At 62.9% G+C, this 2,010-nt stretch carries 1 protein-coding gene; it reads left to right on the top strand.

From position 1 onward, the window contains the following. Positions 1-13 precede the first annotated feature (13 nt). Positions 14-1,906, top strand: coding sequence for a group II intron reverse transcriptase/maturase (gene ltrA, locus OEB96_RS00450; protein WP_323137308.1), 1,893 nt, complete (start codon positions 14-16; stop codon positions 1,904-1,906). Positions 1,907-2,010: the final 104 nt, after the last annotated feature.

Below are 2,010 nucleotides of genomic sequence, written 5' to 3'. Positions count from 1 at the left end.
TTCTGAGTGCGCCATGAAGCTTGGAGAAGGAGGATTGCCATGTAGCAGCACGAAACCTTCTTTCGTGACCCTGTGGACCTCGACGTCCACCCGGGAGGGGTTGGCCAGCCCACCGGAACCGAGTGTTGCGCGGCGTCGGGCAACCGGCGGCGTGAAGCGTACACAGGGAGCGAGCGGGCCTTGTATTGAGCCCCGAAACTCTGATGATCGCGGTTGCCGACGCCTTTCAGAATGCGGAAGGCCACGCCGAGGCACCAAGAGCTGGCCGGTGCTGAGGGACCGCCGGGGTCGTAGACCAAGGCACGTGAGCAGTGGGGTCACCCAGGAACATGGGAGGTCCTCCCGCCCTCGTAGAAGTACCGGTGGGCTCCGGTTGAACAAGTCCAGGCTCCGGGTCGACGCGTCGGTCCATCCGGAGAGCGAACAAGCGGCGCAGCGAACAAACGGGGTCGTCGAGGGAAGACCGAAGACGGCCCTGGGGCGGAAGGAAGTCGGAGTGCTCCATAGTACCGGAGAAGCGGGGGAACTCGACCCAATGGACCCCGTGGAGGGAAGGGGGCACCACGGTGAAGAACCATCGGAGGGAAAGATGACGGAGACAAGGAACTCCGCGACCATCTCAACGAAACAAAGATGGATAGCTGAAGTGGCGAGGCGCAAGCGGGACCAACCGCTAACACCTCTGGCTCACCACATCGACCTGGCTTGGCTGCGTGAGGCTCATCGGCGAACGCGACCAGGAGCTGCACCAGGCATCGATGGGGTGATTGCACGGGACTACGAACGGGAAATCGAGGAGAAGCTCGTCTCGTTGCTGGACCGTGCGAAGTCGGGGCGGTACCGGGCTCCTCCGGTTCGGCGTGTCCTGATCCCCAAGGGGGAAGGGGCAACGCGCCCGATAGGGATCCCGACGCACGAGGACAAGGTCCTCCAACGAGCAGTGGTGATGCTTCTCGAGCCGATCTACGAGCAGGAGTTCTACGACTTCTCGTATGGCTTCCGTCCTGGTAGGTCAGCACACGATGCGTTGGCTGCCCTGCGTACGGCAGCAATGCGGTTCGGGGGCGGGTGGGTGCTCGATGTCGATGTTTCGAGCTTCTTCGACACCATCGACCATGGGGCTTGCCGCGCGTTGCTTCGTCGTAGGGTAGGCGATGGGGTGGTGGAACGGCTTGTGGGTAAGTGGTTGCGGGCAGGTGTCCTGGATGGTGGCGTCGTCGTACGTCCCGATCGGGGCACGCCGCAGGGCGGGGTCATCTCGCCAATGCTCGCGAACATCTATCTCCACGACGTGCTTGATGCTTGGTGGGTTCAGGAGGCTCAGCCACGGTTGCGAGGCAGGGGCTTTCTGGTCCGCTTCGCGGATGACTTCGTCATCTTGTTCGAGCACGAAGAGGATGCCCGGCGAGTCCAGGCCGTCCTGGCAAAGCGATTTGCACGGTTCGGCCTACGCCTTCACCCCGATAAGACCCGAATGGTGGATTTCACTCGACCCCGGCGTCATGCCGTGGGGAGGGATGGAAGACCCGAGACCTTCGACTTCCTGGGCTTCACTCACTTCTGGGGAAAGTCTCGGCGAGGGCGATGGATAGTCCGGAGGAAGACGATGCGGACCAGACTCAGCCGGTCCATCATCGCAGTCGACAGGTGGTGCCGACTAAACCGGCACCAACCTGTCGCGGTCCAGTCAGCGGAACTGGGTCGCAAACTTCGAGGTCACTACGCGTACTACGGCCTGAGAGGGAACGCAGACGCGCTCGGGGAATTCCACTTTCGAGTCCGGCAGCGATGGCGCAAGTGGCTGAGCACCCGCTCCCAGCGAGGGAAGCTCTCCTGGAAGCGGTTCATGGAGATCGAGGCGAGGCATCCACTGCCACGACCTCGGATCACCAAAGCGTCACGCTGAGCATTGCGAACCTTCACCGTGAGGAGCCGGATGCGGGAAATCCGCACGTCCGGATCTGTGGGGGGCCGGTCCCGGGAGTCATCCCGGGACCGGTCTACCCGACC

Source organism: Paraliomyxa miuraensis, from assembly GCF_026337845.1.
In the GTDB taxonomy this organism is placed as follows: Bacteria; Myxococcota_A; Polyangia; order Nannocystales; family Nannocystaceae; genus Paraliomyxa; species Paraliomyxa miuraensis.
This window is presented reverse-complemented; position numbering and strand designations above follow the sequence as displayed.

Bases quoted from the DNA above. Each gene is read 5' to 3' on its own strand.
- ltrA (WP_323137308.1), top strand. From the start codon at position 14: ATGAAGCTTGGAGAAGGAGGATTGCCATGTAGCAGCACGAAACCTTCT.